Origin of the sequence: uncultured Maribacter sp., assembly GCF_947496775.1 — a bacterium.
Classification (GTDB): Bacteria; Bacteroidota; Bacteroidia; order Flavobacteriales; family Flavobacteriaceae; genus Maribacter_B.
Genome location: NZ_CANMDU010000011.1, coordinates 85,085 through 110,657, shown reverse-complemented (window position 1 = coordinate 110,657; position 25,573 = coordinate 85,085). Strand labels below are relative to the sequence as shown.

Annotated in this window: 19 protein-coding genes and 1 tRNA gene; 7 read left to right on the top strand and 13 right to left on the bottom strand. The window is 32.0% G+C overall.

Features of this window, described 5'->3' with window-relative positions; all coding sequences use genetic code 11:
• Positions 1-12: 12 nt before the first annotated feature.
• The 3 genes from Q0856_RS15900 to Q0856_RS15890 are packed head-to-tail and all read right to left on the bottom strand — an operon-like array spanning position 13 to position 1,886.
• Positions 13-609 (bottom strand): Maf-like protein, encoded by a 597-nt coding sequence (locus tag Q0856_RS15900; RefSeq protein WP_298506630.1) that lies wholly within the window; start codon positions 607-609, stop codon positions 13-15.
• A gap of 1 nt (position 610) precedes the next feature.
• Positions 611-1,138: an HAD hydrolase family protein gene (locus Q0856_RS15895; RefSeq protein WP_298479927.1), complete on the bottom strand. Its 528-nt coding sequence runs from the start codon at positions 1,136-1,138 to the stop codon at positions 611-613.
• Entirely contained in the window at positions 1,122-1,886 is a 765-nt protein-coding gene (locus Q0856_RS15890; protein ID WP_298506627.1) for a Rossmann-like and DUF2520 domain-containing protein, read from the bottom strand. The genes Q0856_RS15895 and Q0856_RS15890 overlap by 17 nt, the downstream gene beginning before the upstream one ends.
• A gap of 213 nt (positions 1,887-2,099) precedes the next feature.
• Here Q0856_RS15890 and ccsA point away from each other — a divergent pair, with 213 nt between their 5' ends.
• From ccsA to bshB1, 3 genes are all read left to right on the top strand, one after another.
• Positions 2,100-5,279 carry a cytochrome c biogenesis protein CcsA gene (ccsA, locus tag Q0856_RS15885; protein ID WP_298479933.1) on the top strand — a complete coding sequence of 1,060 codons (3,180 nt, stop codon included), beginning with the start codon at positions 2,100-2,102 and terminating at the stop codon, positions 5,277-5,279.
• 187 nt (positions 5,280-5,466) lie between these two features.
• Positions 5,467-6,621 carry a PLP-dependent aspartate aminotransferase family protein gene (locus Q0856_RS15880; RefSeq protein ID WP_298479936.1) on the top strand — a complete coding sequence of 385 codons (1,155 nt, stop codon included), beginning with the start codon at positions 5,467-5,469 and terminating at the stop codon, positions 6,619-6,621.
• Positions 6,622-6,657: 36 nt separating this feature from the next.
• Positions 6,658-7,380: a bacillithiol biosynthesis deacetylase BshB1 gene (gene bshB1 / locus Q0856_RS15875; protein ID WP_298479939.1), complete on the top strand. Its 723-nt coding sequence runs from the start codon at positions 6,658-6,660 to the stop codon at positions 7,378-7,380.
• On the opposite strand, the gene Q0856_RS15870 is transcribed toward bshB1, so the two are convergent.
• Together Q0856_RS15870 and Q0856_RS15865 are read right to left on the bottom strand one after the other, a co-directional pair.
• Positions 7,377-9,419 (bottom strand): tetratricopeptide repeat-containing sensor histidine kinase, encoded by a 2,043-nt coding sequence (locus Q0856_RS15870; protein ID WP_298506622.1) that lies wholly within the window; start codon positions 9,417-9,419, stop codon positions 7,377-7,379. The genes bshB1 and Q0856_RS15870 overlap by 4 nt on opposite strands.
• Before the next feature lie 195 nt (positions 9,420-9,614).
• The gene (locus Q0856_RS15865) at positions 9,615-11,672 is read right to left on the bottom strand and encodes an ATP-binding protein (RefSeq protein ID WP_298506620.1); all 2,058 of its coding nucleotides are present in this window, start codon (positions 11,670-11,672) and stop codon (positions 9,615-9,617) included.
• Positions 11,673-11,863: 191 nt separating this feature from the next.
• On the opposite strand from Q0856_RS15865, the gene Q0856_RS15860 reads away from it, so the two are divergent.
• Positions 11,864-11,939 (top strand) — tRNA-His (locus tag Q0856_RS15860).
• 58 nt (positions 11,940-11,997) lie between these two features.
• On the opposite strand, the gene Q0856_RS15855 is transcribed toward Q0856_RS15860, so the two are convergent.
• The 6 genes from Q0856_RS15855 to Q0856_RS15830 all read right to left on the bottom strand — a co-directional run bounded on the left by Q0856_RS15855 (position 11,998) and on the right by Q0856_RS15830 (position 20,345).
• Complete coding sequence (locus Q0856_RS15855) at positions 11,998-13,560, bottom strand: M28 family peptidase (protein WP_298506618.1); 1,563 nt, start codon at positions 13,558-13,560, stop codon at positions 11,998-12,000.
• 151 nt (positions 13,561-13,711) lie between these two features.
• Complete coding sequence (locus Q0856_RS15850) at positions 13,712-15,397, bottom strand: NAD(P)/FAD-dependent oxidoreductase (protein ID WP_298506615.1); 1,686 nt, start codon at positions 15,395-15,397, stop codon at positions 13,712-13,714.
• An 8-nt stretch (positions 15,398-15,405) separates the two neighbouring features.
• Positions 15,406-16,092 carry an SGNH/GDSL hydrolase family protein gene (locus Q0856_RS15845; RefSeq protein WP_298506612.1) on the bottom strand — a complete coding sequence of 229 codons (687 nt, stop codon included), beginning with the start codon at positions 16,090-16,092 and terminating at the stop codon, positions 15,406-15,408.
• Between the two features lies 1 nt (position 16,093).
• Entirely contained in the window at positions 16,094-16,543 is a 450-nt protein-coding gene (locus Q0856_RS15840; protein ID WP_298479957.1) for a hypothetical protein, read from the bottom strand.
• Between the two features lie 517 nt (positions 16,544-17,060).
• Positions 17,061-18,866 (bottom strand): cytochrome c peroxidase, encoded by a 1,806-nt coding sequence (locus Q0856_RS15835; protein ID WP_298506609.1) that lies wholly within the window; start codon positions 18,864-18,866, stop codon positions 17,061-17,063.
• Between the two features lie 9 nt (positions 18,867-18,875).
• Complete coding sequence (locus tag Q0856_RS15830; protein WP_298479962.1) at positions 18,876-20,345, bottom strand: alkaline phosphatase PhoX; 1,470 nt, start codon at positions 20,343-20,345, stop codon at positions 18,876-18,878.
• 498 nt (positions 20,346-20,843) lie between these two features.
• On the opposite strand from Q0856_RS15830, the gene Q0856_RS15825 reads away from it, so the two are divergent.
• The gene (locus Q0856_RS15825) at positions 20,844-22,838 is read left to right on the top strand and encodes a fasciclin domain-containing protein (RefSeq protein WP_298506606.1); all 1,995 of its coding nucleotides are present in this window, start codon (positions 20,844-20,846) and stop codon (positions 22,836-22,838) included.
• Between the two features lie 3 nt (positions 22,839-22,841).
• On the opposite strand, the gene Q0856_RS15820 is transcribed toward Q0856_RS15825, so the two are convergent.
• The gene (locus Q0856_RS15820; RefSeq protein ID WP_298506604.1) at positions 22,842-23,606 is read right to left on the bottom strand and encodes a TIGR02757 family protein; all 765 of its coding nucleotides are present in this window, start codon (positions 23,604-23,606) and stop codon (positions 22,842-22,844) included.
• Entirely contained in the window at positions 23,606-24,304 is a 699-nt protein-coding gene (locus Q0856_RS15815) for an ABC transporter ATP-binding protein (RefSeq protein WP_298506602.1), read from the bottom strand. Before Q0856_RS15815 ends, Q0856_RS15820 begins: the two co-directional genes overlap by 1 nt.
• Before the next feature lie 202 nt (positions 24,305-24,506).
• Between Q0856_RS15815 and folE the strand changes: the two genes are divergently transcribed.
• Both folE and Q0856_RS15805 read left to right on the top strand, forming a co-directional pair.
• The gene (gene folE, locus Q0856_RS15810) at positions 24,507-25,106 is read left to right on the top strand and encodes a GTP cyclohydrolase I FolE (RefSeq protein ID WP_298479971.1); all 600 of its coding nucleotides are present in this window, start codon (positions 24,507-24,509) and stop codon (positions 25,104-25,106) included.
• A 77-nt stretch (positions 25,107-25,183) separates the two neighbouring features.
• Entirely contained in the window at positions 25,184-25,489 is a 306-nt protein-coding gene (locus Q0856_RS15805) for a hypothetical protein (protein ID WP_298479974.1), read from the top strand.
• The last annotated feature ends 84 nt before the right edge of the window (positions 25,490-25,573 follow it).

Here is a 25,573-nt window from a genome sequence, read left to right as displayed (position 1 = left end):
GACCTTGGTAAATTATTGCCAAGGTCTTATTAATTTATTTATAGTATCATAAACTACTTGCGTTGGCAACCCAACAACATTGGTATACGAACCTTCAATTTTTTCAATTGCAATAAGACCTATCCATTCTTGAATGCCATATGCGCCAGCCTTATCAAAAGGCTTGTAATTATCAATATAGTACCAAATTTCTTTATCACTAAGTTCTTTAAACTTTACTTTGGTAGTGTGGTTTACAATGGTTTGTTTTTCTGATGTTGTAAAACAGACCGATGTTATAACTTGGTGCCATTCCCCAGATAGTTTTCGCAACATTTCATAAGCTTCATTACCGTTAGAAGCTTTAGCTAAAGATTCCATATTATGCCAAACAACCGTATCAGAGGTTATTAATATTTCATTTTCTACTAATTCATCTTTTAAAGGAGATGCTTTTAGTACTGCTAAATAGTCCGATATCTCAGCGGCTTTAAGGCTGTCGGGGTAAATTTCATCTACCTCTTTTAGACGAATTTCAAAAGGAATATGTAAATCTTTAAAAAACTGTTGTCTTCTAGGAGAACCAGAGGCTAGAATAATTTTATACTCTTCAATTTTGTCTGTTAACATCTTAGTCGTTTGATGCGCTATAATTACCTAACCAATCGCCGCGTACTTTTAGTACTTGTTCTATAACATCTCTAACACAAGCATTACCACCATTTCTATGCGAAATATATTTAGAAACGGCCTTTACTTCAGGTATAGCATCTTGAGGACAAGTTGGTAATCCAACAAATTCCATTGGAGGAATATCTGGCATGTCATCTCCCATATAAAGAGCGTTTTTGGCATCGATATTGTTAGCTTCTAAATATTCCTTTAACGGAACCATTTTTAAATGAGCCCCCATATAAATAGTCTTAACACCTAAACCTTCTAATCTGCTTTTTACGCCTTCATTTGTGCCACCGCTTATAATACATACATTATACCCTTTTTTAATAGCTACTTTTAGGGCATAACCATCTTTAACACTCATAGTTCTTAACATTTCCCCAGAGGTGGTAACTTGTACTGTGCCATCCGTAAAAACGCCATCTACATCAAATACGAACGTAGTAATATTTGCTAAATACTCTTTATAACTTTTTTCCATATTTACTTAAAATTGCATCTGTCATAACGTTATATATTTTAAGATGCTCTATATTTTTAATTTGCTCTTTATGTATGTCTATTGTTTCTAAATCATTTCTACGTCCTGGTCCTGTCTGTACAGTTTCTGGGTTAAACAAAGTAGCCTTTTTTGCTGTTTCTAAAATTAGTGGTTTTAAAATATCAAAAGACAAATTATTTTCTTCGCAAATATCATTACCAATTTGATATACGTAATTGCTGAAATTATTAATAAAAACAGCAGCTAAATGTAATTTTTTTCTCTGCTCAGAAGTAATATCATAGACATTGTCAGATAAAACTTCGGCCAATTTTTTTAAAAGGGAATAACTCTCATTATTATTTGCCTCTATACATAGCGGAACGGTCTTAAAATTTACTTTTTGGTTTTTTGTAAATGTTTGCAAGGGATAAAAAACACCATGATTTTTATGTTCTTGCAAAATATTCATAGAAATACTTCCTGTTGTGTGCGCTATAACACCCTTTTTACCATGGAGATAATGAGATACATCTCCAAGTGCATTATCACTAACAGCTATAATGTATAAATCCGCAGTTTTAATTTTTTTAAAACTAGTTTGTATGTCTGATTTTTCTCCAAAGTATGCTAATGCTTTTGGATTGCGACCAACAACTTGAACAACAGTAATATCATTATACGTAGTTAATGTATTAAATAAATGTTGGGCAATATTTCCTGTGCCTAAAATTACTACTTCTAACATAAAGCTAAATTAAGGATATAATTATTCTTGATAAAGAAAACTAAAAAACTGTTTTGCAAAATATTCTTTTTAGGATTATGAAGCATTTTTTTGACGTTCGGACTCTGGAATTGTAATACTATAGAGTGGGCTATTTATTTTAACATTTGCAAAATAAATAATACTCATAAAAAGGCTGTATTTTTACAACCTGAAAAGTAATACTCCTTTGTAATGACTAATATCCTTAAGAATTTCTTTTTTTCTACCCGTATTATGGCTGTCTTATTTATTCTATTTGCTACTGCCATGGCTTTTGGAACATTTATAGAAAGTTGGTATAGTACCGAAACGGCAAGAATTTGGATTTATAATACTAGTTGGTTTGAAGCAATAATGGTGTTCTTTGTAATTAATTTCGTGGGAAATATTTTTAGATACCAACTCTTAAGAAAAGAAAAATGGGCGGTATTAATATTGCATCTTTCATGGATTTTAATAATTGTTGGAGCCTTTGTTACCAGATACATTAGTTATGAAGGAATGATGCCAATTAGAGAGGGGAACTCAGAGAAGGTTTTTTATTCAGATAAAACTTATTTAACGGCTTATGTTGATGGAGAAATAAACGGTGAACCTAAAAGAAAAATAATGGAGGACGATTTAATAGTAACTCCAGAAGCTTTAAAATCCAATTTACCTTGGCATTCGGATTATAACGGGCAAGATTTTACAATATCCTATGTAGATTTTATAAAAGGAGCAAAACTAGGTTTAGTCCCGGATACAACAGGAAATTATTTTTTGAAAATTGTAGAAGCAGGTGGAGGACAAAGGCATGATCATTATTTAGAGAGTGGGAAGGTAGTAAGTATTCATAACGTTTTGTTTGCTTTAAATAATAATACGGAAGGTGCTATTAATATCTTTGAAAAAGATGGAGAATATACTATAAAATCGCCTTTCGAGGGAGATTTTATGCGTATGGCAGACCAATTTAGAGGGGTTGTTGTAAAAGATAGTTTACAGAAGTTTCAATTACGTTCTTTATATAATACTGCAGGAATGCAATTTGTTATTCCAGATCCAATTATTCAGGGGTCTTATGGTGTTGTGAAACTTCCTAAAGAAGAAGTAACAAAAGCAAGTCAAGATGCATTAGTGCTTAAAATTGAAAGTAACGGGGAGTCTGTTGAAAAGAAAATTTTGGGAGGAAAAGGTTCGTCTAATTTTACAGATAAAATTAAAGTGGGAGGGTTAGATTTTGCCCTAGCTTATGGATCAAAAGTATATGAGTTGCCATTTAGTATTAAACTTAATGATTTTATAGCCGAAAAATATCCTGGCACAGAAAAAGGATATGCTTCTTTTATGAGTAAAGTTACTATAGAAGATACCCGCCCTTTTGATTATAAGATATTTATGAACCATGTTTTGGATCATGAAGGCTATCGTTTTTTTCAGGCAAGTTTTGATCCAGATGAAAAAGGAACCATACTTTCTGTAAATCATGATTTTTGGGGTACATGGATTACGTATATTGGCTATACTTTACTTTATATAGGTTTATTAGGGATAATGTTCTTTGGAAAAACCCGCTTTAGAGACCTAACAAAGAATTTAGAAAAATTAAAAGCAAAAAGAGCATTACTCTCTTTATTGTTATTAGTAGGAGGGACAATCTCAGCAACTGGTCAGGCGCATTCTGCAGATGATGGTCATGATCATAGTGCAGCACCAACATATAAACAGGTAGATTCGGTATTAATGGCTACGATGGTTTCTAAAGAACATGCTGCTAAGTTTGGAAGACTGGTTATTCAGGATGAGAGTGGTAGAATGAAACCCATGAACACCTTTTCATCGGAACTCCTTCGTAAACTAAGCTTAAAAGACAATTACGGCAATTTAAATGCAGATCAGGTATTTTTATCTATGATGATGAATCCTGCTATTTGGTATAATACGGAGTTTATAGCGGTAGATAAGAAAAAGCAAAACGATAGTATTCGTAAAACCATAGGGGTAGAAAAAGGCCAACCATTTGTAAAAGCAACTGATTTTTTTGATGCAAAGGGCAACTATAAATTAGAACCCTTTTTGGCCGAAGCTACTTCAACCAATAATCCAAATAAATTTCAGCAAGATATAAAAGATGCTAATATTCGTTTGAGTTTACTTAATCAGGCTTTAAGCGGACAAATTGTTAAAATATTTCCACTTTTAAATGATGAAAATAATAAATGGATTTCTGCTGTAGAGTATAGAGGTGGACAGTATCAAGTAACAGATTCTCTGTATGCTAATTTTGTAAAAAATGCAGTGCCTTATTATTTAATGACACTTTCTAAAGCTAAAAAATCTGGAGACTATACCGAAGCAGATAAGTTATTAGAGGCGTTTAAACAAAATCAAAAAAATCATGGTGCAGAAGTTTTACCTTCTGATCAGAAAATAGAAGTAGAGGTAATATACAACAAGCTAAATATATTTAATAGACTATACACGTATTATGCCCTAATAGGAAGTTTAATGTTTTTCATTTTAATATTTGAAATTTTTAAAGATCGCGAAATATGGAAAATTGCTATTTATTCTTTTAAAGGGATTATAATAATATTCTTTTTATGGCATACAGCAGGCTTGGTATTACGATGGTATATTTCCGGGCATGCACCATGGAGTGACGCTTATGAAAGTATTTTGTATGTGGCTTGGGCAACTATGGGTATGGGGTTATTATTGGGTAGAAAAAGTGATATGACTATTGCTGCTTCGGCTTTTGTAACTGCTATGTTGTTATGGATAGCACACCAAAGTTGGATAGACCCTTCTATAGCAAATTTGGTTCCTGTTTTGGATAGTTATTGGTTAATGATACATGTTTCTATTATCGTTGGTAGTTATGGACCTTTAACGGTTGGAATGATATTGGGTGTGGTATCTCTAATTTTGATAATGCTAACTACGAAGAAGAACAAAAAAAGAATGGAAATCAATTTAAAGGAGTTAACCATTATTAATGAGTTAGCTCTTACCGTTGGTTTAATAATGCTAACCATTGGTAACTTTTTAGGAGGACAATGGGCCAATGAAAGTTGGGGTCGTTACTGGGGTTGGGATCCTAAAGAAACATGGGCTTTAGTTTCTATTATGGTATATGCATTTGTTATTCATACGAGATTAGTTCCTGGTTTACGAGGTAAATGGACTTTTAATTTTTTAAGTGTTATTGCTTTTGCAAGTATAATGATGACCTATTTTGGTGTTAACTTTTATCTAGTTGGCTTGCATAGCTATGCAAGTGGTGATCAGGTAATTACGCCGACCTTTATATACTATACTGTTTTTGGTGTTTTCGTTTTAGGCGCAATTAGTTTTTGGAGATATAAAGTAAATTACTCTAAAAATTAATAAATACCCGGATTGTATTTACGTTTTTTTCAGTAATCATTTATAGATTATATTTTACTGTTTTCGTAAATTTAACTCGATAATCTATATGTAAATGCTTTGTGTCTTAGGCGGGAATAAAAATTAGTTTCCAATTAATATTACGCATGCTTGCTTCTAGATTGTTTATGGAACCTAAATTTATGTAATGGGAAATAATTATAAGGGTATTAATACTATTTGTACACACGTTGGTGAATTAGAGGATAAGCAATTTAAAGGTGCTGTTTCTCCTCTTTATATGAGTTCTTCTTATGCATTCCAAGACGTAGATATAAAAAGGTACCCAAGATACTTTAATACACCTAATCAAGAGGCACTTTGTGTTAAAATAGCGGCATTAGAGCATGCAGAATCAGCCTTGATTTTTGGTAGTGGAATGGCTGCTGTAAGTACTGCTGTGCTTGCCTTTTTAAAAGCTGGGGATCATGTGGTTTTGCAAAGAGAATTATATGGGGGTACCTATAATTTAATTAACGAAGAATTTGATAGATTTGGAATAGAATATTCTTTTGTAGATGGTTTAGACGCTAAGGATTTTGAGACAAAAATTAAAGAGACTACAAAGGTAATTTATATAGAAACACCTTCTAATCCATTATTAAGCATTGTAGATATAGCTGCTATAGGTAAAGTGGCTAAAAAGCATGGAATTATTTCTATAATAGATAATACTTTTGCCAGTCCGGTAAATCAAAATCCTATAGATTTTGGTATAGATGTAGTAATTCATAGTGCTACAAAATATATGGGAGGTCATTCAGATATATGCGCAGGAGCAGTCGCTTCTTCTAAAGAAAACATAGCACGTATATTTCATTTAGGAAAAAATTTAGGAGGTAGCTTAAGTGATTATACAGTATGGCTGTTAGAAAGGAGTTTAAAAACTATGGGAATTCGTGTAAAGGCGCAGAATGAAAATGCGATGAAAATGGCAAAGTATTTAGATAGCCATAAGGATATTAAAAAAGTATATTACCCTGGATTACCTTCTCATAATGGTCATGAATTGGCAAAGTCTCAAATGAGAGGTTTTGGTGGGATGCTTTCTTTTGAAATTAAAGAAGGGTTTGATGCGGAAAAGTTTCAAAAAGAATTAAATTTAATAAAACCATCTATGAGTTTGGCTGGTGTGGAAAGTACTATGTTATCTCCCGCTCAAACATCACATTCGTTATTAGGAAAAAAAGAAAGACAAAAACAGGGTATTGCCGAAAACCTTATTCGTTTCTCTGTTGGTATTGAAGAAACAGAAGATTTGATAGAAGATATAAATAATGCACTAAATAAGGTAAGAAAGTAGATAGTTAACCGACAGTAAGTTTATAAAACCAGATGAATGAAATTAGATATATTAGTTTTTGGAGCGCACCCAGATGATGCAGAACTTGGAGCAGGAGGAACAATTGCCAAGGCAATAGCAAACGGTAAAAAAGTCGGAATTGTAGATCTTACTAGAGGAGAGTTAGGTACAAGAGGTTCCGCAGAGATAAGAGATATGGAAGCGGCCAAGGCCGGAGATATTTTGGGAGTTTCTGTTAGAACTAACATGGGTTTCGCAGATGGTTTTTTTGTAAATGATAAAAAACATCAACTAGAAATAATAAAGCAAATACGAACGTATAAACCAGATATAGTTTTATGTAATGCTATTGATGATAGGCATATTGATCACGGAAAAGGAAGCCGTTTAGTTAGTGATGCATGTTTTTTAAGTGGCTTAATTAAGATAAAAACTAATGCAGAAGAAGATAAAGGATTGCAAGAGGCGTGGAGGCCAAAAAATGTATACCATTACATACAATGGAAAAATTTAGAACCCGATTTTGCAGTGGATATTTCGGGATTTGTGGATAAAAAAATGGATTCGATAAAAGCTTATGCATCGCAATTTCATGATCCAAATAGTAAAGAGCCAGAGACACCAATTACCAGTAAAAATTTCTTAGATAGTGTAGATTATAGAGCAAGAGATTTGGGTAGGTTAATTGGAGTACGTCATGCAGAAGGGTTTACAGTAGAAAGAGTAATAGGAGTAGACCAAGTTGGAGATATTATTTAAGCCGTTCGCTTGTAATTTTTTTTCGCTTTAGGGACAGTAAAATAAAAGCAAGAACCTTTTTCTAACCTGCTAGTAACCCATATTTTACCATTGTTTTTTTCTACCATTTCTTTACATAAAGAAAGGCCTAAACCTGTTCCTTTCTCGTTATTTGTTCCGTATGTGGTAATGTTAGAATTTTTTGCAAAAATTTGTTTCTGTACGTCTGTATTCATCCCAATGCCAGTATCTTTAACAAAAACCTCCCATTGATTATTTTTCTCCATAACACCAATAGTTATTTTACCATTTTCCGGAGTAAATTTTAGAGCATTGCTAATTAAATTTCTAATTACAATATCTATTTGGTTACTATCAATCCATGAAATAGTATCATTGGGTATTTGATTAACTAATGTAATGGATTTATTTATGGCAGTTTCGGATAAAAGATTCATGTTTTCTTTTACTAAATTTTCCAATGGCGTAATAGAAGGTTTGGTATTAGCACCATTCATTTGACTTTGTCCCCATGTTAAAAGGTTATTTAAAGTAAATGATATATGGTCTATATCCGATTTTAATTTGGGAACAAAATCTAAAAATTCTTCTTGCCCAATTTCTCCATTTTTGAATAATTTTAAAAGCCCTTGAAAAGCTCCAATTGGCCCCCTTAAATCATGCCCTATAATAGAAAACAATTTGTCTTTCGTAGAGTTTATTTCTCTTAAATTAATCTCACTTTTTTCTAAATCTTGCCTTTTTGTATTTAATTCAATATTCAGGTTTTTTTGTATTTTTTCGTTTCTACGGATAATAAATGTAATAACAATAAATATGAGTAAAATAAATAAAGCCCCATATACATAGTATTTTTGGGTAGCAAGCGCCTTTTTATTTGTTTCTATAAGCTCTTCTTTTTGTCTTTCGTGCTCAATTTTTGTTTTGAGCATGGTTAAACCTTTCTGATTTTCACTAGTAGATAAAGTGTCCGATATTTTTTGGTATAACTCATGATAAGTTAATGCCGTAGCAAAGTCTTTTTTATTTTTGTTTACTTTATAAAGGGTTTTTGCACATTTTTGTATTCCTTCTTTTGACTTCAATTGTGTTGATAATGCAAATGCTTCTAAAGCATACTTTTGAGAAATACTGTCTTTATGTTGGCCCAAAAAAGCTTCCGACATTCCATTGTATAAATCGATTTTTCCACGGTCATCTTGTAATGTTTCATGCAACATTTCACTTTGATTATACCAAAATAAAGCCCATTTGTATTTTTTTTGCTTTAGGTATGTTTTTCCTTTTATTTCATAAGCAAAAGCAAGCCAATCCATTATTTTTTCTTTTTCAAAAATGGCAATACTGGCATTAACATTAAACATGGCATACTCTAATTTACCCATATCTGCATAAGCAGATGCCATATTGCTCATAGTTTCAGCAGAATAAACAGGGTTGTTTATTTCTTCATTAATTTTTTTTACTTTTTTGTAAAAATGAAGTCCTTGTTCATAATCTTTTTGACTTACATAAAGACTAGCTATATTTTCGTTTAAAATTGATAGCATTAATTTATCTTTAATTAAAGTAGCATATTCTATAGCGTCAAGATACCCACTTAAGGCTTTTGCGTAATTTCCTAAATAACTGTATTCCCCTGCAAGACTATTTTTACATCTTAATATTTGTTTGTTGCTTTTTGTTTCTTTGGAAATAAAAAGTGCTTTTTCGTAAAAGTTAATTCCTTTCAGGTGCATTCCTTGATCAGAATAATAGGTGCCGATTCCTATTAAGGAGTTAATTTCGCCATTTTTATATTGAATATTTTTACTTAGGTTTAATACTTTGGTAGATAAGGAAAGTAACTTGTCTGTATTGTAATATCTTAAATTTAATGCTAAATCCATTAAATTACTAATATGTACTGTATCTCTTTCGTTAGTATTAGTTAGCTGCTCTAACTTGGAAACTTGTTTTTCTAAGCTATCTTTTTTTGATGTTTGGCCAGATAAAACTATGGTGCCAAGAAGCACTAACGTAATTATTGTTTTACGCATAGTTTTTTTTAATAAACTGTATGATGTAGTAGTACAGTTTTGTGCCATTTATCCTTAATAAAATTAGGAAGATAAAATTACTGTGATAAGAAGGACTAAACTAAAATATGTTGTGAAAGAGGTGTTTTTGTGTGTTTTGTCTTAAAAATAGTGCAGTTCGTCGATTAATTGTAAGACGGAACAAACAAATAAAGTTTAATTTTTTTCATATTCCTGAAAACTAAAGGAGAAAGTACTGCCTAAGTTTTCCTTACTTATAGCCCATATAGAACCATTATTTAACTCTACCATTTCTTTACATAAAGATAATCCTAAACCAGTTCCTTTTTCGTTTAAAGTTCCGTAGGTGCTATAATGGGATGTTTCGTTAAATAACTTTTTTAAATTCTCTTGTTTTATACCTAACCCATCGTCTATAACAGAACATATAATTTGGTTGTCTTTTTTACTAGAATTTATAACTATTTTTCCTTTTTCTGGGGTAAACTTTATAGCATTACTGATTAAATTCCTTAGTATTAAATCAATATGGTTTGTGTCTGCAAGTATAAAGTGGTTTTCTGAGATTAATATTTTTGCTTCTATTTTTTTCTTTTCAATGGATTTAGAAAAAAGATTTATGTTGTTTTGCGAAATCTCTCTAAGACTAACTTTTTCTTTATTTATTGTGGTGCCTTTCATTTGAGTTTGGCCCCATGAAAGTAAATTGTCTAAAGTAAATTGAATGTGGTTTACTTGCGTTTTTAACTGTGGAATAAAACGTTTAAATATAGTATCATCTTCTAAACTTAAATTTAGTAACTCTTTTAAAGATAACATTGGACCTCTTAAATCATGCCCTACAATAGAAAACAGTTTATCTTTTGTTGTATTTATTGTTTTTAGTTTATTTTCATTGGCAGCTAGAATTTCATTTTTAACTTTTAAAGCGGCACTCATTCTTTTTTGGGTATTTAAATTTTTTCGAATTAAAAATGCAATAGTAATTAAACCTAATAAAGAAGCTAAACTGACATACAATAATTGTTTTTGCTTAAAAAGTTTAGTGTTACTTTGATGTATTAACTCATATTGTTCTTGTTGGTGTGTTCTTTCTATATCCAAAAATGCTATTCCAATTATTTGCTCATTCTTGGATAAAGAATCCGACATTTTTTTAAATAATTTATGGTATTTAAGAGCCTTTTTAGGGGAATTTAATTTTTCGTATAATAATGATAAATTTTCCGCGGACTGTGATATGCCTCGCGGGTATCGTATTTCATTTGCAAGATTAGATGCCTTTATGGCAAATTGTTCTCCTAACTCTAAATTGTTTTGATGAATGTATATTTTAGACATACCACTATACAAATCCATAACACCAATGTCGTAGTTCGTAGAAAGTTGTATGGGTTCACTTTTTTTGTACCAAATTAACGCTTCTTCATATTTTTTTTGTTCAAGAAGGATATCTCCTTTTAACATGTAAGCGTAACCTGTCCATTCTTTTGAATTATGTTTTTCTACTATTTCAATTCCTTTGTTAAGACTTTTTGAAGCATTTTCTAAATCATTTAACCCAATATAAACTCTTGTCATGTTACATAATGTGGAGCCCGTTAGAATACTATTATTAATTTCGTCCCCAATATCTTTAGCTTTATTAAAATATTTAAGAGCTCTATGGTATAATTTTTTATGGCTAAATGTAACAGCAATATTTTCATAAATAGTAAATAGGAATGTTTTGTCCTTGATTTTTAAAGCTAATTTTTCAGATTTTAGATATTCTTTTAAGGACTTAGTGCTATCTCCCATATGATCATACTCAATAGCTAGATAGTTACTAATGTTCAACAATAAAACTGTGTCTTTTGTTCTTAATGCAATTTTTTTTGCTTTTTCTAAATTATTAAAGACCAAAGAGTCTTTGCCTTTTTCAAGATAGTACGTACTCATTCCGAAATAAGCTTGTCCAATTCCTTTTTCGTAACCTGCGGCAATGCTATAATCTAAAATATTGCAAGAAATAGTATATAAAGAATCGGAAATAGAATAAGTGTATTCACGCGCCAGTTTATTTAATAAATTAATATATGTGGTGTCTTTCGTAGAAAAATAAGCGCTTTTTTCTTTCTCTTTAATTAAGTTTATGAGGCTATCCTTTTTTTGTTGAGAATATAAATGTAATGGATGGGTAAAACAGAGCATTACAAAAAGGAATATTTGTAGGAAGGAACTGTACTTAAAAAAAAACTTTAAGTTATTCATTTTAAGATTTTTGGACAAAAACTAGAACAATTTAATAAAAATACACTTGCGTTCTTTCTTGTAGAGACGGAAGCGTATTTCTCACAAGTTAATTATTATTATTGACTAGTACTAACACTTTTCTTATTTTTTTAGGTGGTTTATTTTGATAGATTAAATAAAAAAAATTACATTTGCCATCGCTTACAAATGGTGGTTGTAGCTCAGTTGGTTAGAGCATCGGTTTGTGGTACCGAGGGTCGCGGGTTCGAATCCCGTCCTCCACCCAAAAGCAAAGCCTTATCATTAATGATAAGGCTTTTTTGTTTATACGAATTTCGCGACATTATTTTACTTTATCTACAATTATTCGTTGTTCTCTATTTGCAATTTCCCAGGCGGTGTAGAAAATAAGTTTAGTCCTGTTTTCTAATAAATCGTAGTTTATTTTATCAGGTGTATCTGTTGGCCTATGATAGTCATCATGGGTTCCATTAAAGTAAAAAATTATAGGAATGTTATTTTTCGCAAAATTGTAATGATCACTTCTGTAATAAAATCGATTAGGGTCGTTTTCATCATTATATTTATAATCGAATTCAATATTGGAATATTTGTTGTTTACATTTTCGGATAAATCATGTAAATCTTTACTCAATTTATCTGATCCAATTAGGTATAAGTAATTACGGTTTCCTTTCCTTTTTGGGTCAATTCTTCCTATCATGTCTATATTTAAGTTAGCCACCGTATTTTTTAAAGGAAAAAGGGGTTGTATATCTGCATAGTATTGAGAGCCTAAAAGACCTTTTTCTTCTCCTGTTACATGTAAAAAGACAATAGAACGTTTTGGGCCATTACCTGCGTCAGCAGCCTTTTTAAATGCTTCAGCAATCTCTAATAAAGCAACTGTTCCTGATCCATCATCATCCGCACCATTATTTATTTCTCCATTGTCAGTAACTCCAATATGGTCTAAATGGGAAGAGATAATTAGGTATTCTTCTGGCTTTTCGGTACCCTTTAAAAAAGCCACTACGTTTTCAGAAGCTAGGTCATTATTTGCACTTTCAATATGAAACGAAATAGGACTTTCTATTGTAGTAGGATTATTTTTAGTTTCTATTTCTGGATAAATAGTTTTGGATAAATGTGCGTCTAAATAAAGGCTAACGAACTCGTCTTTATTGGTTTTTATTTCCATTCGTCCACTGTTGTTTCGTTGCATATAATTAAATCTACTTTTAAAACGACTAAAATTTGTAGAATCATAATACAAAATACCAATGGCACCATGGTCTTTAGCTATTTTAATTCGTTTTCCTAAAGACTCAGACATATTACTCCAAATAGACTTTTCTTTAGAGCCGGAAAGTATGTAATTGCCATTTTCTTTTTGCGGTTCGCCAGATTTTACCAATACAATTTTTCCTTTTACATCTATATTAGTATAATCTGAATATAGACCATCTTCAATACCATAACCCACATAAGCGATAGATGAATAAGTACCACTAAAAGAATTAAAAGTTAAAACGTGATCTCCTACTGGGAACTTCTTGTTTTTAAAACTTAATACCCCTTTAGGAACTTTATTTAATGATAAAGGCACTTTTTGAAAATAATTGCCATCTTTTTTAGCAGCGGGTATACCTAATTTTATATACTCTTTTTTAAGATAATCAACGGCTTTTTTTTGCCCTGGCTGTCCTGTTTCTCTACCTTCAAAGGCATCGGAAGCGTAGATGTAAAGATGTTCTTTAAGTTCTAATTCTGTTATTGAAGAGGCAATTTTTGTAACTTCAATTTTAGTATTATTCCCTTTTTTGTCTTCTTTTTCGGAAACTGTTTTTTGAGAAGTATTGCAAGCTAAGCATAGCCCTAAAAGCCCAAAGAGTAAATCTTTCATATAATTTATTTAAAAAGTCAAAACTTTTCAAATGTAAACAAAACACAGCACTTCTACTATATACAAGTTAGCTTGAGTGTTATAAATACAAAAGGGCTATTCTTCATGTAAAATAGCCCTTTTGTATTTATAATTTTTTTTGATTTAGATATTAAGAATTTATTTTTTCCTCTTTTAAAATTGCTTTAGATTTTCTAACCTTTATTTTTTTTGTCAGCCAGTCAGGATATTCTTTAGCATCTTCTGCATCATAAATTCTTAATTCTTGGTCGGGTAAAGGAGTTCTTAATTCATCAGCTTCGCACTTTAGGATAATACTTGCTGTGTCTACACCAGAGTGCGCAGCTCCCGCAACGCCGTGGGAAAGAATACTAGCTCCGCATAGGTATAAGTTATTAATTTCACTTTTCGCCTTGTAGGCAAAAGGCCCAATGTTTTTAAAACTCTTTTCTGTACCATATACGCTACCTCTAGTAGAGTTTACATAATACTCATTTGTTATAGGGGTTCCTAAATCTTGGTGAACTATGTGCTGTCTAATACTGGGTATTACTTTTTCCAACCCATTAAGCATTTTATCGGTTAGTTTATCTTTAAAATCCAGATAAGCCTTAGATCGTTTTTCTTTTTCATTCTCAAAAGGTTTAAAAGAATCGTAATTAATAAATGTAATAACTTCTAGGGAATGATTTTTTCCGTCATAACTAGAAGGGTCCTTTAGGGTAGTGCAGCTTATAAACATGCCTTCAAAAGCATCTCCTTCCAACAGGTTTACTTTCATTAAATCATCGTAACATTCGTCCGCGTCTTTCCCCGGCATAAGCCAAATATTACCAGAATCTAGTCCAGCTTTTTTAAGGTCTAAATTTACAGTTAAAAACAGCATTAATGAGGTGCAGGAATATTTTGTTTTATTAAGTTTTTTAAATAATTTATTACTAATACTTTCTTTACCAATTAGATCTAAATAGGTTATTCCTGGGTCTGCATTAGATATTATATTCTTAGCAAATAACTGTTGTCCATTTTCTAATTCTACTCCAACAGCAGTTTTTTTAGATTCTCCAGATAAAAGTATTTTTTTTACTGGAGTACTTGTACACACGGTGCCATTATATTTTTTTATAACGTTTGTTTTTGCTTTAATTAAAGCACCACCACCACCCATAGGATAATAACTACCATTAAAATAGTGACTCATTAATGCGCAATGTAAAGGAAAAGGGGCTTTGTTAGGCTGCAATCCATGATCCCCGCATTGTATATTTAGGATATTTTTTAATAAAGGATCTTTTATATGCCAATCAATAACTCTTTTAAGACTAAACAATCCATATTTACCCATATGTCTTGTTCTGTAAGGTATAGTTAGTTTTTGCCAAAATCCTTTAATGTACGGTAAGGAATATATTTGTGTGCTTACATTTTTAATCAATATTAAGTACTTTTCTATATTCTTTTTTTCTTTAGGAAATTTTGCGGATAATCGAGTAGATAATTCATCAAGATTGGAAGGGTAATCGAACCTTTCATTTCCAATCCAACAATGTTCATAAGCATCTTTATTCATTCTAAAAAAAACAAGCTCATTGGCAATGCCTAGTCCTTTGTATAAGTCACTAGTAGATTCTCCTTCTCCAAGTAACCCGACATAATGCACTCCGGGAGTAAATCTGTGTCCATTTAAATAAAAACTATGACACCATCCTCCTGGAACGTCATGTTTCTCCAGAACAAGAACTTTTTGTCCTGCTCTAGATAAACATATTGCGGCTGCTAATCCGCCGGCTCCCGACCCTATAATAATAGAGTCCCAATTTTTTTCTATTTCTTTCAAAGAGTAGTTTATTTTTTTAATGCTTCTTCAATAGCCTTTTCTACCAACGGTTCCATAACTGCGTAGCCTTCTTCAGTTGGGTGTACTTCATCTTTCGCATATTTTTTGGGTAAACCATTTCTTTCATCCGCCATTGCAGAAAAATAGTCTAAATAAATACAATTGTTTTTAGAGGCATACTCCTTAATCATTTTATTTAGTATCATTATTTTTTCTGCAGGTTTTACATCGGGTTTCCAAGGATATTTAAATGCTGGCAGGGTAGAGGATAAGATTACTTTAATTCCATTTGCCTTAGCAATTTCTGCCATTCCCTTAATATTGTCGGCAATCATATTTAAAGAAGATGGGCCAGTATTACCAGCAATATCGTTAGTTCCTGCTAAAATAACTACTACTTTTGGTTGCAGAGCAACAACATCTTGTCTAAAACGAATTAACATTTGGGGTGTTGTCTGTCCACTAATACCTCTGTTAATGTATGGTTTGTTTTTGAAAAAATCAGGGCGTTTATGCAGCCAGCCAATAGTAATGGAATTGCCCATAAATACAACTCTATTTTCATTTTCCAAAGGTGCCGTTATTGATGCATTCTCCTTTTGAAAATGTTGTAAATCTGGCCAATCTTGGGCGGTTGATTTGAAAATTCCTAAAAAAGCTAACATTACGAATATGATTTTACTTATTTTTTTCATCCTATAATTGTTGTATTTCGTTAGGATTAAGTGCCAATTCTGTTTTTATTTTATCCGCAGACGGTTTTTGGACATATAAATATGCAATAAGGCATACGGCAATTACTAAGGGCAATGCATTACTAGTAATGTAAAAGGCATAAATAGAAAGTAGTGCGGGAATCTCTATTAGGAAAAATTTGATATGGGATGCCGATTTATACTTTTTAAGTTTTTCTGTTAAAGTATTATCTGTTTTAATTGTACTTAGTTTTTTTTTAAATACTACTTGACTTCCAAAATAACCGATAATTGCTATAACAGGAACAATGTATAGAAATACGTTGTTAGACTCTGGCTCTAATGTAATACCTGTAGTTTGCGAATACGCAATGACCGAGAAAAGTAGTAATCCAATTACTAAAGAAAGGTGTAAAAAAGAAAGTGTTTTTAAAAAAGATTTTGGTTCCATGGTTAAAATCAATTATTTATTGAATAAGCCTCTAAGATAGCCTATATTTTTAATAGGTTATTCAGGAAAGGAATCTTTTACTTGATATTGGAGATTAAAATGCCTCAAGTTTCGGTTTTAACAAAAAATAATTACTAATTATTGCTTCTTGGGTTTATTTCTGAAGCTCATTATACATTATTTTTAGGTTGTGTAGACATTTTTTTCGAATTTAGATAAAACTCTCCTAGATGTCTACGGTCTACTAAGGCCTAGCACACTTGTACAGATACAGTTTTTGCAGTATAATTAATAGCAGGACCATTAATAGTAGGGGTGATGACTACAGTAGCAATGGGCTATTTTCTGTTCTGTGCATAACAGCATAACCATCCTATAAAGAAGGAGAGGAATAGTAGTTGCTTTATGTTTTAATTGTAATTAGTCACTACTAATGTATGAAAATAGATTTAGAGAAATTTAAAAGGATAAAACCTACTTATATGGCTAATTATAAGTAGGTTTTAAGTAGGATTGTTTATGATTTATCTGTTAACGTTTTAAGGAAATGAATAAGGTTTTTTTGTTCCTCATCTGTTAAGCCTAATGGGTCTGGAGGTAAGGTTTGTAATTCTAAATCAATTCCAATACCTGCACCGCCGCCTCTGTTATAAAAATCTATAACCTCTTCTAGTGTTGTATATACTCCGTTGTGCATGTACGGAGCGGTGAGTTCAATATTTCTAATCGTTGGTGTTTTAAAAAAGTGCTTGCGTTCTTCGGTTTTGTAAAAGTAATAACGTCCTAAATCAGCATCAACTAGTGCATTAATGGTATCGTTTTTAGCAGGAACACCCAATAATTCCATTTCGGTATCTTTATACAAGGTTGGTACTGTACCATTAAAAACAGGAGCAAAATGACAGGTTGCGCATTTTGCTTTCCCCATGAAAAGATTAAAGCCATTAATTTCATTGGTAGTCAATGAATTTTCTTTACCTGTAATGTTTAAATCAAATTTTGAATTGAATTTGTTTAGACTTCTAATGTATTCGGCAATAGCATTTCTAACTGTATAATCTGTTACTTCACCTTCATAAATGCTATCAAAACGCACTTTATAGTTAGAGTTTTCCTCTACGACTTTCTGCAAGGTTTCTAAATTGGTATGAAATTCAGAATCGTTTTTTACTACAGCAACGATTTGACCTTCTAAGCTACCAGCTCGGTTGTCATAAAAAAAGTTTTGTTGTAATGATGCATAGGTTAGGGTAGGGCTATTACGTAATTGCCCTTTTGGTTTAACCATTCCATCGGTGAAAGCTTTTTCTTTGACATGGCAAGTAGCGCAACTCATGCTACCATCTTTAGAAAGCCCTTTATCATTAAATAAATCACGACCAAGAGCAACCACTTTTTTAGAATATCCAATGTTTTTGGCATCAGAATAATATTTTGGGTTAAATGTTTTATCCGAAAACAAAGAAGGTGCATTGTTGTTTAATGCTAAGGTAAAAGGGAACTCAACACTCCAGTCTTCAACGGTTTTGTTAAATAAATCTAACTGCTTATGCGTGTGGTTTTTGATAAAACTGTAACGGTCAAACTCATTAAATTTTACACTTTCTAAACTTTTAAGCGTGGCGTTAATTTCATTTACCCAATTGGTATAAAGTGCTTTATTTTTGAATTTTGTTTTAGCAAAATCTAGATATTCTCTAAGACTTTTATATACAATAGTTGCTTCTTCTAAGGATTGCTCTAATACTGGAGAATCAAAACCTGTAATTCCAGTTTGCGATACGCGTAAAACGGCATCTCGCAACAACCATAAAAAATGATGATTTTTAAAATAGGAGAGTTTAGTGTTTTTTTCAATTAATTTAAGTCGGTTTCTAATGAGTTCTGCAGTATTTTTAATTGTAGTCACCTCTAAACTATCTGCATATATAGTTTCTTCTAGAACCTGAAAGCTCTTAGGAGATAATATTTTAATATTTGTAGCGTCTTCTTCTTCAACTTTTAAAATATTTGGAGCATTTAAAAATTTGTAATTCTCTGCATCATGAAACGCCATAATCGGTTCCATTTGCTTAAAAATTGCTCTAGACTTTAAATAGTATTTTGCAAAGTTTTCTCTGGAAGTACTTTTAGATAAACTGTCTGTATATGCTTGACATTTAATTAACTCATGAGTATATTTTTTTTCGATTTGTTCCCCTAATGTAATTTCAATCGTCTCTTCTTTTTTCTTTACCTCATTACATGAAATAATAGATAAAGCAAAGAGGTTTATGAAAACATAAACCCCTTTTCTTATATTTTTTGTTAAGTAACTATTCATCTAAACAAACTAGTTTGATAAACCTTTAATAACAAATAACTGACTTCCTTCTTTACGGCTATTTGCATCTGGATTAGCAAAAGGATCTGTAAAAGCAGAACCGTCTGCAGGCTCCCAACCATGGTTTTGAGTAATCATGATAAAAGTATCATCAATTCCTAAAGCATCAGAAACATCAATCATACCAGTAATTTCCCAGTTTTTTTCAGTGTTTCCAACTCCGTTTAATGAAGCAGAATTTTGGTCGCATTCTAATACTGTTTTAAGTTCACCAGTATTTAAGTTATACTGATATAATTGAGCGAAATGTGATTTTTCTGGAGTGTCAGGGTATCCATTAGGATCTTCCTGGATGTATGCAAAGTTTTTAGAAACCACAATGTTGTCAGGGCTATGAAAAGCTTTGGCTTTACCGTCTAATTTATCACCATCTAAAACACAAGATATTGTAGCTTTTGTTGGGTCATCTTTACTTAAAATCACTTTATAAACCCTTCCGTAAAGTGTTCCTTTGCCAACAAGACCATCTTTTTTTCTTCCTGTAACGGCCATGTATAATTCTCTTTGGTTAGCAGCAACACCTCTTCTCCAGTCGATGTCTTCAAGTCTAGAGAATCCCATTGCACCTTTTTCTTTTGCTTCAGCATCTAAAAGGTCAATAGCTCTTTCTTCCATTTCAACAAACTCAGCCTCATAAGTTTCACCTTCAACCATGTCCATTTCGTAGTTGATACCTTCAGTAGTTACTTTTAAGGTATATAACTTACCATTGTTAAGGTCACCTTGCTCTGCAACATACATTCCCAATTGTCCAGAAGGAACCTCGTTGTTAGAGTTATCGTCTCCGATAAAGATTACAGTTTTTCCAGGAAAAGCATCTTTACCAATTGCAACAGCATTTTCAGTAGACCATTGCCCTAAAGCTGGTAACATGGAAGCTACAGAAGCGTTAGTTGTGCTTTTGTAAGGGTCAGTTGAGAAAACACCTTTTAAAGAACCACCCCATTCACCGCCAGAAAGGTACATAGGACCAAAACCATGCTCTTCAGGTGTAATTAATGAACCTGAACATTGTGCAGTGTTTGCAGTAGCTTGTGCGTTTAAAATGTATTCTCCTTTTACAGGCTTAAAAGATTTGTCAAACTTTATTCTAGCAATAGAGTAGTCTGCTTCTATATTATTAATTAAAGTAAAGCTATCATCAGCTTCTTTTAATAAACCAGCGCCATCTGCCATAGAACCATAAACAAAATCAGGAGATTCTGGTAACATGTCTCCAGAACTTAATATGGAGTAAATTTTAACATTGCTAAACTCAGGTGCTAAATTGAAATAAGCTGGAGTGTCTGAGTGGTTTTTTAAGACAACACCTTTGTCTTCTCCACCGTTGCCACCACCAACAAAGTCGTCTAGTTTTTCACATGAAGCCATAGATGCCACACCCGCTGCAAGGAGTAAAAAATTGTTTAGTTTTTTCATTTTTTTAAATAATTTATAGGGTTATATAATTTGAGATAAAATTAGGGGGGCATGTTTAAGAGAGTTTTAACCCAGTATTTTATTTAGTTGATGTGAACGTTAAAAATATTAGCATTTTGTTATTACTTAGAATCGTTCAAAATAGTTCTTGCGTGAGTGTAATCATTTGTTTTTTAGTGTTTTGTGGAAGTGTTTTTTTGGGAAGATGTTTTTGGTAAATGTGCTGTTTTACTATTTGTAAACATTAACTTTAAGTTGAGATTAATACATAAATAGGTTAATTACTTACCAAATGTTTTTAAAACCAGAGTGTTATAGTAAGTATTGAAAAGGTTTTTATTTTTATGATACTGCATTAATATGTGTTTCTTGTTTACAGTTTTTAAATGTTGGTCATATTTAAAGTGGTGATAACTTAGATTTAAGAGTAGGTTTAAATGGTTGTAGCGGTTAAGGACTAATTTTCCAGATAACAATTTTAAAATAAAAACCTATAAAATGAAAACCATCCCACAACTGAGTAAAACCATTTTTGCATTACTATTAATTGCTATCACTTTTTCGTGTACTAAGGATAATGACACCGTAGAAAAAGAAGAGTCAATACAAGTGGAACTACATGAATTAGTTAAACTTATTAAAGAAAACGAAGAACTTAGCTCCTTTGTTAATGTTCTAGAACTTATAAATGAAGAAGTATTAGTGCAACTAAATTCAACAGAGCAAAAAACAGTTTTTGTACCAACAAATAATGCTTTTGAATCGCTTTTTTCATCGCTAGAAGGTTATAGTTCTTTATCTGATTTTGATTCTTTGGAAAAGAAAATAATATTGGCCAAAATTGTAAAGCACCATATTATTAATGGGGAGGCTTTGATGAGTAAAGACTTATCTACTGGTATAAAGCTAGTAACGGAATCTAAAGAAGAGTTTTCTATAACTATTGATGGTGACATTTTTATTACCGATGAAACGGCAGCTCTCGCTAAAATTATTAAAAAAGACCAACAAGCTATAAACGGAGTTGTACATGTTATAGATGAAATTTTAGTACCAGAATCTGTTTTGAGCCAATTAATTACTGAAAAATCCATTTTAGAATTGGTTTCTGAAAATAGCGAATTGAGTTTGCTTAATGAGGCAATCGCCAAAGCAGGTTTAACAAATGCTTTGAGTACTGATGGTCCTTTTACAGTATTAGCACCGAGTAATGCTGCTATTGAGCAGTTGTTTAATTTGTTAGGAGACAATTTTAATAGTTTTAACGATTTTAACGGTCTTGTTGAAATAGAGATTTTAAAGCGTATTCTTTTATATCATGTAGCTCAAGGAAAAATGACAATAAACGAGTTGCCCGTAGGAAGCCTACCCACATTATTAGAGGGTGATACTGTTGAGGTTATTGATTCAGGAACTGGATTTGTTTTCGGAGATGCTTCTGAGATTAATGCTAACCTGGTACTTGAAAATATTGAAGCTAGCAATGGAATTATTCATGTAATAGATAAAATATTAATTCCGGCTGAAGTACAGGAGTTTTTAGACTCTATTAATGTTGTGAATAAAAAATCACTTAAAGAACTAGTAGAGGAGAATGAGAATTTTTCCTTTTTAAAAAGAGCATTAACCATTACAGGTCTTTTAGGTACCCTTGATCAAGATGGTCCTTTAACCGTTTTTGTACCTTCAAATGAGTCGTTTAGTGGTTTACTACCGTTATTAGGAGGAGCGTTAACTACTATTGAAGATTTTGATACAATCGCAGAGATTAATTTGTTACGTGATATTTTGTTATATCATATTCATAATGGTGAGTTGTTATCCGCAGACTTACTGCCAGGAGATGTTACAACATTGTCCGGAGAAAACAAGCTTAAAGTAGTTTCTACCCAAGAAGGTTACGGATTGGTTGATGCCACTAAGCTAGCGGCGGATATTTTAGTAGCTGACGTTAAGGCAAAAAATGGAATAATTCACACCATAGATCGTGTTTTATTGCCACAATCTATCATAGATGATTTGGCATCTCAGGCAAATAAGGTTTTGGCTGACGTTTTAGCAGAAATAGATGATTTAGACGAAGCTTATAAACTTTTTTTATCGCTAGGTGGCAGTTTACAGAATGCGTTAGAGAACGAGTTTACTTTCTTTTTTCCGACCAATACCGCTTTTGTAGAACTCTTTAAATCAATAGAAGGTTATGACTCATTGGCCGATTTTAATACCGCGAAAGATATCGAAATTTTAAAAACCATAATAAAATATCATTGTGTGGAAAGTGGTAAACTTTTGTCATCACAATTAACTAACGAGCAAATTTTAACCACGGCGCAAGGTGAAACTTTGCAAATTGTACTTAATAATGGTACGTATTTGGTTGATAAAACAGGTTTACCCGCTAAGGTTAAAACAGCCGATAAAGAAGTACTAAAAGGCGTAATACATATTGTTGATAAAGTATTGTTGCCTCAAGAATTAATTGAAAAACTATAGTTCTTAGAATTTTTCAAAAACACCCAAACCAAATAAAGCAAAGTCATACTTAACAGGGTCGTTTGGGTCCAATTTTCTAAGATTCTTATCAAGTTCAGCTAGGGCTTTTGCATCATTTTGTTTACGATGTAAAAGCCCTAATTTTCGCGCAACATTTCCTGAATGAACATCCAACGGACATGATAGGGTAGCAGGGGAGATACTTTTCCATAAGCCAAAATCTACACCGGTGGCGTTGCTTCGTACCATCCAGCGTAAATACATATTTATACGTTTGGCTGCTGAACCTTTTAGCGGGTCAGAAACATGTTTGGTAGTACGTTGCGGATGTGGAATTTCAAAAAATACCTTTTTAAATTCGGAGATGGATTTGTGCATTCCTGTATTGCAGGCATTTTTAGCAAAAACACTTTCTAAACCCTTATGGTTTGTGTAAATGTTTTTTAGGCTTTGTACAAAAAAAGATAAATCTTGACTGTTAAAAGTTCTGTGCACAAAACCTTCAAAATTAGCTAGGTCTTCAGGTTTGTGGTTTAGTACAAAGTCATGTGGAGCATTATCCATACGCTCCATCATTTTTTTTGCATTGGTGATAATACTTTTTCGGTTTCCCCAAGCAATGGTTGAAGTTAAAAACGCACTTATTTCTATATCTTCCTTTTTAGAAAACTCATGAGGAATCTGAATAGGGTCTGTTTCTAAAAACTTAGGAAGATTATATTGCAATACCTTGGCATCTAAAAAATCCTTTAGCTCCGCTTTTGTCATTACTCCACAATAGTATTGTCTAAAACCTCTTGATCAGATTTTGTAATGTTACCATCTACCATAACCAGTTTTCTATCCGCTAATTCCGCTAGCTCAGCATTATGGGTAACAATAACAAAAGTTTGTCCAAATTTTTCCCGAAGTTCAAAAAACAACTTATGTAGATTATCTGCGCTTTCAGAATCTAAATTTCCACTAGGCTCATCTGCAAAAATTATAGAAGGACTATTAATTAAGGCTCTGGCAACGGCAACACGTTGCTGTTCTCCTCCAGATAATTCAGATGGCTTATGATTGTGTCTATGTGATAACCCTAAGAAATCTAACAATTCTTTAGCTCTACTTTCTGCTTTTTCTTTTGGAGCTTTTTTAATGAAGGCAGGAATACATACATTTTCTAAAGCTGTAAATTCCGGGAGTAATTGATGAAATTGAAAAATAAAACCAATATGCTCATTTCTAAATTTAGCGAGATCTTTATCAGATAAATTGGTAACCTCTATATTATTAATCTCTAAGGAACTATTTTCTATATCCGTTTGCGTGTCTAAAGTTCCTAAAATTTGTAAAAGAGTTGTTTTTCCGGCACCAGATGCACCGACAATAGAAATAATTTCTCCTTTTTTAATATGAAGGTTTACACCTTTTAATACCTGAAGTTCACCGTAAAATTTTTGAATATTGGTGGCCTTTATCATCTGCATAAAAATTTAAGTAGATGAAAGTAAACAATAGGTCGGACATTACAAAATATCGTTGAACTATATAAGAAGAAACGAACCTTGTAATTTATTGCTTAGATAAGAGACTACAATAAAAAATGCTTTTATTCTTAAATGTTAAGAATTATAGGTTTTAGAACATATATTTGTAATCGCGCTATATAAAGAATTTAAAAATATGTCATCATATAAAAATTTAGAAGACTACGATCAAGAAATTACTAATGAGGTAAAAGATAAATATACTTCCATTTTAGGAGGTATAGGTGAAGATGTTACTAGAGAAGGATTAGTAAAAACGCCTGAAAGAGCAGCAAAAGCAATGATGTTTTTAACGCAAGGGTACGATTTGGACCCTGTTGAAATCTTAAAAGGTGCCATGTTTAAGGAGGACTATGATGATATGGTAATCATAAAAGACATAGAACTTTATTCTTTATGCGAGCACCATATGTTACCATTTTTTGGTAAAGCACATATTGCCTATATTCCTAATGGGCATATAGTAGGTTTAAGTAAAATACCTAGAGTTGTTGATGTTTTTGCAAGACGTTTACAAGTGCAAGAACGTTTAACTCATGATATTTTAGAGTGTTTAAATAATACATTAAAACCTCAAGGAGTAGCTGTTGTTATAGAGGCTTCCCATATGTGTATGATGATGCGTGGTGTTCAAAAACAAAACTCAGTTACCACAACATCAGGGTTTAGAGGGCAATTTGAAAAACAAGAAACCAGAAATGAATTTCTAAAACTAATAAGTTCAGATTTGTCATAAAAGTAATATAGGGTATTCGTTTTAAAAAATAATTTGGCATTCTTGTTGCAATGTATTGCGTATAATGTATTACAATTATGACAAAAGAACAATCAGATAAAAAAATAAAAAACCTGTTATTCGGATTGCTTTTTGATGGGATAGGAATGCTGTCTTTTGCGATTCCTTTTATTGGAGAGTTTTCGGATGTTATTTGGGCACCAGTCTCTGCTTGGTTAATGACAAGACTTTATAAAGGCAAGGTAGGCAAGGCTGCAGGTTTAGTTTCCTTTGTAGAAGAATTAGTACCTGGATTAGATATAATACCAACCTTTACTATTATGTGGTTGTACACTTATGTTTTTAAGACTTCAAAATTTAAGAAAATAATAAACATAGATTAAAGGGTTTTATTTCTTTTACTGTAATATCCTTTTACCATTGTAGCAAATGTTACTGAAAAGAGGTTTCAAAAATTGTAACTTTAC